The sequence below is a fragment of the Ochrobactrum sp. RH2CCR150 genome (assembly GCA_014138095.1).
Classification (GTDB): Bacteria; Pseudomonadota; Alphaproteobacteria; order Rhizobiales; family Rhizobiaceae; genus Brucella; species Brucella gambitense.
In genome coordinates, this window is record JACGXE010000017.1 from 87,465 (window position 1) to 95,012 (window position 7,548).

Genomic DNA, 7,548 nt, shown 5'->3' on the forward strand with positions numbered 1-7,548 from the left:
CTCACCATTCAAAAGGCTCTTCACTTGGTCGCTCGCAAGATATAGGATGCAAACAACCTTAAGATGTGATCGTATATTTTGAAAAAGAAATCCAAACAAGCGACGTATAGCAGCCGGGAATTTTTTCTTGACGACTTTCCTCGCACCCTATTCCCGCTTGATACCAACAAGATCCTCATCGAGCGTGGCGCGGCTGAGATCATCGCGTACACCGACGATCTCGTGAGTGGTAAAGGCTCATTCCTTCCGCAACGTCGGGTCTATGCCAATAAAGACGCATTACACCTGAGACGGACCGTAAAACTCGATGCCGTGGCAGAATTCTTTCTTTATGACCTAGTATACAGGAATAGGACGCGCTTCAGAAAACCACACGCAAAGAAGCGGCAGCACTTCGGCTACAGGTTCGAAGACGGCAAGCCAATCTCGCCCTCTCGAAGCTATTCAGATTTCAAAGCTGCAGTTTGGACCGGCACCTTCGAGACTGAAGAATTCACGAGCTTTGACGTGTCAGCGTACTTCAACGGCGTGTACCATCATGACTTGCACGCCTGGTTCGCCGCGCTGAGGCCCGAAGATCCCCAAGACACTATTGCCTTTGGCAAATTCTTTCGGGAGATCAATGCCGGCCGATCACTGGACTGCCTCCCTCAAGGCCTCTACCCCGCCAAGATGATCGGAAACGATTTCCTTCGTTTCATTGAAGAGTCCTCTATGATCCGTGCAGATCGCATCGTCCGGTTTATGGACGATGTATATTTATTCGATAACGACGCACGGGTGTTGCAGTCAGACTTTGCTGAGGCGCAGCGCCTGCTAGGCCTAAAGGGTCTGTCGGTGAACGCGAGTAAGACGCGCACAGGCGGCGTGCCTTCGACGGACGAAGCAGACGAGCAGATTGGCCAACTTAAGAAGCGCCTCCTGAAAAGGAGACGCTACCTCATTCTTTCACATTACGAAGATCCATTTGATGATGACGTCGACTTAATTGACGATGAGGGCGTAGCGGAGCTTGATGATGATGAAATCGAGTTCATCTTATCCCTGCTAACCGCAGGAAACCTCTCCGAGGACGATGCCGAACTCATTCTTGTTGTTATGCGCGATCACGTCGATCAGATCGAAGAGCATCTAGGGCTTTTTGCGAGGGGATTTCCCATCTCGCCAAGAACCTCTATGGGCTTTGTACTGACGCGGAAGACAAGGACGCGGTGGCAGGAATCGTTCTGGAGATCGCCAGTGAGGGCGAGTACCTGAGCGAGTATAAACTTTTCTGGTTTGGTGTCATGCTCGATACTTATCTCATGAACACCAAAAACGCTCCGCTCATAATAAACGCGCTTTATAATCACCCTTGCGCCACGGATATCACTAGGGCCAAGATATTAGAGATACAGGATCTGAGATTTGGTCTCCCGGAAATGCGGGAAGGCTTTCTCCGTGAAGGTCGCTCAGATTGGCTGGCATGGGCGTCTGCTGTGGGCTCTGTCGCGATGGACAAGCAGGCAAGAAACTATCTGCTCGACTACTTTAAAAATGGGTCCGCAATGAATGAACTCATCGCGCGGATTCTGCAAAAGGACTAAAGACGTATTGGGGGAACTTTGACTAAAAATTATGCGCTTGTCGCATTCTGTATCGGGATGATTGCGCTTCTGGGGCTTGTATGGTTTCACACCGGCTCTTTCGTTCCTCCGTCCGGCGGCGATTCCATCTGGTTTCACGCCGGCCTGTTCACTTTGTTCGTTGGCAGGTTCATCACTGAGTACCGCTTTACGAAGCCAAACGATGTCCTGCTTAATTGCTTAACTGTGTTCGTTGCGACATCAACCCTCTCTAGTCCTCCCCTCGCCATTTGGTGGGAGATATTGCGTTGGGGCTCAATACTTCTGGCAGGCACGGCGGTTGCGTTGTCATGGGACCGTGGAGCGGATCTTCGCCGTGAAAAGCGGCCGTGGCGTTCGTTTTTCTATCAGATTGCCATTGGTCTTGGCCGGGCTGACGTCCTGTTCTCGATTGTGTTTGTGCTAGCGTTGCTCAGCTATTTCGAGCTGGGAACCACGAATACGACTGTCTTTGTAGTGGCATGGGGACTGATCCTCCTAGTTTCAAACATCAATCTACCTGCTATCGGAAAAGTTATCCGCCGCAGCCGCGATTATCCGGACCGGAAAATCATTGGCGTAGCGCACTCCTTTAACGCGCCTTCGATCGTTTTCTGCACGCATACGGCTGAGGCCAAGCCAAAACTACATGAACTTGTCGGCTTTTGCCAAAGTAGTGTGGGAGCGTGTCACTGCGTTGGGATCGTTATTGGCGAACGCTCATCTGCGAACGAAACAAGGATTGCGGTTGCCTTGATTGAGATGTCGATCTCAGAGTCCCAGCTTAACGAAAACTCTCTGCTCGTGACGATGAGTACCGAAGAACTATCTCTTTACGAACCCGCGATTGATGATGAGGAGCTTCAGCGACTTGCGAAAGTCATCGGTACTGTTTCTAAGGGTTCCGGAATTGCGCAGCTAAAATTCGAGCTGTTCGGCTCGCCATCGGTTCGTGCCGGGTCAATGTTACAAGTCGGCGAACAGTCCAAGCCGGTGTTTTACCAAGTCTTCGATGGGATAATAAGTGAGGAAAAAACATTAAGCGAGAGCTCACGCGCCTTCGTTGAGGGAGATGCCGAACAGATCGGGAGATGGGATAATGCAAGGGGCGGCTTCGAAAGCCATGACTGGGTTGCTCGCGAACGTGCGCCCGTTTTTCTTGTAGATGAGGAAACTGCCGGACCAGAATATGTCCTTAAGGGCAGCGAGGCGACTATCGGTACGATCCCCCAGGCCACTTACCCTGTGAATGTTGATGTCCACGATTTCGTGCTCTACCATTCGGCTATTCTCGGCGTGACGGGTGCCGGAAAGTCCTTTCTGACCTTCGCGATGATCGAAGAGTGCTGCGCAAAAGGCATTAAGGTAGTCTGCGTGGATCCCACTGGCGACTATCAAAGATATCTGCATCACGCAGTAATACTTGCTGATAAAGCGGCGATAAAAGCGTTTCTGCAGTCACCCGATCACATGATCGGTATCGTCGAAACTTCATCTGGCCAGGTAGCGGCGGTTGACCTAGCGCATACAACGGCGCAAGTCTGCCTTACCTGGTGCAAAGAGACAAGATCACCAGAACAAGTTCTTACTCCCGTTCCCCGAGTCATGATTGTGCTGGAAGAAGCGCATCTCCTCGTGCCCGAGTGGAACTTCAATCCGCAACAAAATCTACAGGCATCTGTAAATAAAACTGCACAGATTGTCTTGCAGGCTCGCAAGTATGGCCTTGGCTTTCTCATCGTCTCTCAACGAACCGCCAATGTTACCAAAAGCGTTCTGAACCAATGCAACACCATTGTGTCGTTTCAGGCATTCGACGAAACAGGCTTTGATTTTCTGCGAAACTACATGGGACCGTACCATGTACGCGCCTTGCCAAATCTTAAGCCACGGCATTGCCTACTTGTAGGCAAGGCCTCTCGTTCGCGAAGGCCCCTTATGGTCCATCTGAGTGAACAGGTTCGCACGATAAGGAATGAGCCGGCAGCGGCTATGGTTGTCCCACCTCCGGAAAATACTGGCGAGGCGGCCTGATGCTTCTCGCTTGGACTGGCGCTCAAAAACGTCGCCCCCTCATAAAGGGCGAATGGACAATCTGCAGGGACTGCGGCGGTGAACTTATCGCAGTTTTACCAATCCAGAACGTCGCGCACTGGCGCCATAAGCAGGGCGATTGTGATCCCTGGAGTGAACCCGAAGGAGAATGGCATCTGCGCTGGAAGTCTTTTTTCAGCCTAGATGAATGTGAGGTTACGCTTTCGGATGATCACACTGGTGAAAGGCACCGTGCTGACATTCTATGCAACGGACACCATTATCGTACCATCGTTGAGTTACAACATTCTTCCATATCGGAAGAGGAACGCGGGGCAAGAGAGACATTTTATGGTCGAAAACACCGTATGTTCTGGCTGCTCGATCTTGCGGACGAAAGCTCTTTTCGCGAGATCAATTTTGGAATGTCACTGGATTTCAAGAGCAGACCGGTTGAATGCAGCGGGAGGCAATTTCACATAATGCGCTGGGTGGGCCGCAGCAGCCAGTGGATTGAGAAGTGGAAGCGCTCCGGTGAGCACGTTTTCCTAAGCTACCGGAATACGGTAATGTATCTGGCAACTAGCAGATCCTGCAGTTCGATAATGCCGATGATGAAAAAGGGCGAGTTCGCGGTCTCCCTACTCTCAGAACAACAATTCCTCGCTGCGGTCCGAGCTTAGCACATCTCCTAACCCTTTGTTCGACCCCGCCGGAGGCAAGAGAACATTTCTTCGTCCGGAACAGCTATTCGCTGATCGACCTTAAAGCGTCGACTTCTGGCCCCAAAGCCTTCCGGCGTCGCTGGCGACGCGGGCCAGACGTTTCACTGAGGTCGATAGAATGGTCTGGAACGGAACTAAGGAGAGTTGAAACGCTGGTCTCCAAAGATGGCATATTTGCATCACGGGTGGCCAACAGCAAAAATTTGGGATTTCGATCGGCCAATTTATATCTGCCGTTCAACTACCCTCTCCCGGCCTCTGAGTGACCTATCCCTTTCGTACGCCAAGGCATCCTATTCACCGCACGGAGAGCCGTGCGCTCTTCCCGACCATGGCATTCCACGCTTCCATATCCCCTGCCCCTTCTGGGCACAGGATTGTCGTAGACGATGGCGCTTAAACGGGACAGGATCAGCATCGAGGTTATATCGCCCTCGACCGGACTGGAAACGGACCGGAACGATCCTGTACGTGCCGATGCAGCGGTCCGATCCCTCGCCAGGTTGATCGGCCGCCAGATCGCCCGCGAGCAGTTCGAGCGCAAGATCGCGATGGAACGAAAGGTGCAGAAACAGCATCACACCAAAACTCTCCCCTCGCCCTGATGATCTAATAGCCGACCTCGCCGTGCACACGACATTTGCGCGAGTTTCACCCGGTGCGGGCTTCCCGTTTCGGGTTTTTGCAACCTTCCCTTGAGACCGTTTTGGTCCCATGCTATAGGTTACAGATGAGGATTATTGCCCGCCGTACTTTGCGCGAATTTGTCGAAAGCCTCGCGGGGCAGAAAGAGCAGCCGGCCGTAAAGGCCGCGCTCGATGCCTGGTTCGACGAAGTCAGCAAGGCGGAGTGGGCGAGCACCGCCGATGTGAAGCGACTTTATGCGACGGCGAGCCTCGTCAGCGCCGAGCGGATCGTCTTCAACATCAAGGGCAATGACTTTCGCCTCATCGTGTCGGCGGACTTCGAGAAGGGTATCGTCTGGATCAAGTGGCTCGGCACGCACAAGGCTTACGACAGGATCGACGTGAAGGAGACCGACCATGGCAACTGATCTGAAACCGATCCGCACGGAATCGGATTACGATGAAGCGTTAGCCGATGTCGAACGGCTATGGGGCGCCAAGAGCGGCACACCAGAAGGCGACCGCTTGGATGTCTTGGCAACGCTGATCGACGTCTATGAGGCGAAGCACTATCCTATAGATCCGCCTGATCCGATAGAGGCGATCCGCTTCCGCATGGAGCAACAGGGATTGACCCGCAAAGATCTGGAGCCGATGATCGGCCCCCGCAATCGGGTTGCAGACGTGCTCAACCGCAAGCGCAGCCTATCGATCGACATGATCCGGCAATTGCATATCCGCCTCGGCATCTCGGCCGAGGTGCTAATCCGGCCAAGCCGGATGGATAAAGTAGCTTAGGAGAGACCGCTGATGACCGGCGTTGCGCTTTATGCCCGATATTCTTCCGACAATCAGCGCGAGGCGTCGATCGAGGACCAGTTGCGCATCTGCCGCGAACAGGCGAAGCGCGAGAAGTGGAAGATCGTCGGAACCTACAAGGATGCTGGCATCTCAGGCGCAAGCATGATCCTGCGCCCCGGCATTCAGGCGCTTCTTCAGGATGCGCAGGCTGGACAGTTCGACATCGTGCTTACTGAGGCACTGGATCGCATCAGTCGCGACCAGGCTGACGTCGCCACCTTCTATAAGCACCTAAAATTCGCAGGTGTTCCGATTGTCACGCTATCGGAAGGTGAGATCAGCGAACTGCATGTCGGCCTCAAGGGCACGATGAATGCGCTATTTCTCAAAGACCTCGCAGCCAAAACCCATCGCGGCATTCGTGGCCGCGTCGAGGACGGCAAGTCAGGAGGTGGACTGTGCTTTGGCTATAATGTCGTCAAGCAGCTCGATGCGCGCGGTGATTCCATTCGCGGCGACCGGGAAATCAACGAAGCCGAGGCGAATGTTATCCGGCGCATCTTCCGCGAGTTCGCCGCGGGCGTAGGTCCGCGCACAATCGCCCGCACATTAAACGAGGAAGGTGTCCCCGGTCCGGCTGGCAAGCTCTGGAGCGACACCACCATCCGTGGCCATGTGAAGCGCGGCACGGGGCTGGTGAATAATGAACTCTATATCGGTCGCCTGATATGGAACCGGCTTCGCTACATCAAAGATCCATCGACCGGAAAGCGCGTGTCACGCCTGAACCCGGAATCCGAATGGATCATCAAGGATGTGCCGGAGCTGCGCATTGTTGATGAGGAACTCTGGCATTCAGTTCGTGTCCGACAAGGCGAGATCGCCGAGAAGTTTGCCAACGTCACAGAAGCCGTGCGGAAGCACCACAAAAAGAACCGCCTGAACGGCACACGTCGGCCGAAGTCCCTTCTGTCCGGCCTGGTGTTCTGTGGTTGCTGTAGAGGCCCCTACTCGCTGCGCGGCGCTGATCGATTTGCCTGCTCGAACCACATCAGCAAGGGCGCATGCAGCAATAGCCGCACCATCCCCCGTGAAGAGTTGGAATCCCGCGTGCTCTCCGGTCTGAAGGACCGGATGATGGCGCCGGAGATCGTCGAGGAGGCAATGCGCGCTTATGCCGAGGAGACAAACCGTCTGAACCGGGAGCGACGCTCCAGCGGCGATACCTGGAAAGCAGAACTGGTAAAAATCGAGAAGCAGATTCGCGGCATGATCGAGGCGATCAAGGCCGGCATGTTCCAGGAGAGCATGAAGGCGGAGATGGACACGCTGGAGGCTCGTAAGGTCGAGCTGACCGAGCTTCTTGCCGACGCGCCAGAGGACACACCGGACATTCTGCCGAGCGCCTCGGCGATTTATGCGAAGAAGGTTTCTGCCCTAGTCAAAGCGCTCAATCGCAGGGAAGAGCGGCAGGAAGCGGCGGAGACATTGCGCGGCCTGATTGAGAAGATTTCGCTGACGCCGGGGCCTGAACGGGGCGAGATTTACGCGACCCTGCATGGAGAACTGGGCACGATCCTCAATTGGACGGAGCGGCAAGCTATTGGAAAGTCTGTAAAAATAACAAAACCCGCAGCAGATGCTACGGGTTTGTCGGTATCAGTGGTTGCGGGGGCAGGATTTGAACCTGCGGCCTTCAGGTTATGAGCCTGACGAGCTACCGGGCTGCTCCACCCCGCGCCAGGGTGTGTTTTTTTA

Annotated in this window: 8 protein-coding genes and 1 tRNA gene; 8 read left to right on the top strand and 1 reads right to left on the bottom strand. The window is 54.1% G+C overall.

The genetic code is table 11. The annotated features are described in order from the left end of the window. Positions 1 to 78: 78 nt before the first annotated feature. The 8 genes from FHW03_RS22795 to FHW03_RS22825 all read left to right on the top strand — a co-directional run bounded on the left by FHW03_RS22795 (position 79) and on the right by FHW03_RS22825 (position 7,497). Positions 79 to 1,257: a hypothetical protein gene (locus FHW03_RS22795; RefSeq protein ID WP_210277389.1), complete on the top strand. Its 1,179-nt coding sequence runs from the start codon at positions 79 to 81 to the stop codon at positions 1,255 to 1,257. Continuing rightward, positions 1,212 to 1,586 (top strand): hypothetical protein, encoded by a 375-nt coding sequence (locus FHW03_RS25990; RefSeq protein ID WP_210277390.1) that lies wholly within the window; start codon positions 1,212 to 1,214, stop codon positions 1,584 to 1,586. The genes FHW03_RS22795 and FHW03_RS25990 overlap by 46 nt, the downstream gene beginning before the upstream one ends. An 18-nt stretch (positions 1,587 to 1,604) precedes the next feature. Then, the gene (locus FHW03_RS22800) at positions 1,605 to 3,638 is read left to right on the top strand and encodes a helicase HerA domain-containing protein (RefSeq protein ID WP_182522722.1); all 2,034 of its coding nucleotides are present in this window, start codon (positions 1,605 to 1,607) and stop codon (positions 3,636 to 3,638) included. Next, positions 3,638 to 4,321 (top strand): competence protein CoiA family protein, encoded by a 684-nt coding sequence (locus FHW03_RS22805; protein ID WP_182522723.1) that lies wholly within the window; start codon positions 3,638 to 3,640, stop codon positions 4,319 to 4,321. Before FHW03_RS22800 ends, FHW03_RS22805 begins: the two co-directional genes overlap by 1 nt. A gap of 431 nt (positions 4,322 to 4,752) precedes the next feature. Then, a complete protein-coding gene (locus tag FHW03_RS22810; protein ID WP_182522724.1) occupies positions 4,753 to 4,968 on the top strand; it encodes a hypothetical protein in 216 nt (71 codons plus the stop codon). A 125-nt stretch (positions 4,969 to 5,093) separates the two neighbouring features. Continuing rightward, on the top strand, positions 5,094 to 5,417 hold the full coding sequence (locus FHW03_RS22815; RefSeq protein WP_182522725.1) for a type II toxin-antitoxin system HigB family toxin: 324 nt from the start codon (positions 5,094 to 5,096) through the stop codon (positions 5,415 to 5,417). Further along, positions 5,407 to 5,787 carry a helix-turn-helix domain-containing protein gene (locus tag FHW03_RS22820; protein WP_182522726.1) on the top strand — a complete coding sequence of 127 codons (381 nt, stop codon included), beginning with the start codon at positions 5,407 to 5,409 and terminating at the stop codon, positions 5,785 to 5,787. Before FHW03_RS22815 ends, FHW03_RS22820 begins: the two co-directional genes overlap by 11 nt. 12 nt (positions 5,788 to 5,799) lie before the next feature. After that, positions 5,800 to 7,497: a recombinase family protein gene (locus FHW03_RS22825; protein WP_182522734.1), complete on the top strand. Its 1,698-nt coding sequence runs from the start codon at positions 5,800 to 5,802 to the stop codon at positions 7,495 to 7,497. On the opposite strand, the gene FHW03_RS22830 is transcribed toward FHW03_RS22825, so the two are convergent. Further along, positions 7,454 to 7,530: transfer RNA gene (locus FHW03_RS22830), tRNA-Met, on the bottom strand. The genes FHW03_RS22825 and FHW03_RS22830 overlap by 44 nt on opposite strands. Between the last annotated feature and the right edge of the window lie 18 nt (positions 7,531 to 7,548).

What these genes read in the sequence shown, in the direction of transcription:
- FHW03_RS22805 (WP_182522723.1), top strand. Translation starts at nt 3,638, where the DNA reads ATGCTTCTCGCTTGGACTGGCGCTCAAAAACGTCGCCCCCTCATAAAG.
- FHW03_RS22810 (WP_182522724.1), top strand. Translation starts at nt 4,753, where the DNA reads ATGGCGCTTAAACGGGACAGGATCAGCATCGAGGTTATATCGCCCTCG.
- FHW03_RS22815 (WP_182522725.1), top strand. Translation starts at nt 5,094, where the DNA reads ATGAGGATTATTGCCCGCCGTACTTTGCGCGAATTTGTCGAAAGCCTC.
- FHW03_RS22820 (WP_182522726.1), top strand. Translation starts at nt 5,407, where the DNA reads ATGGCAACTGATCTGAAACCGATCCGCACGGAATCGGATTACGATGAA.
- FHW03_RS22825 (WP_182522734.1), top strand. Translation starts at nt 5,800, where the DNA reads ATGACCGGCGTTGCGCTTTATGCCCGATATTCTTCCGACAATCAGCGC.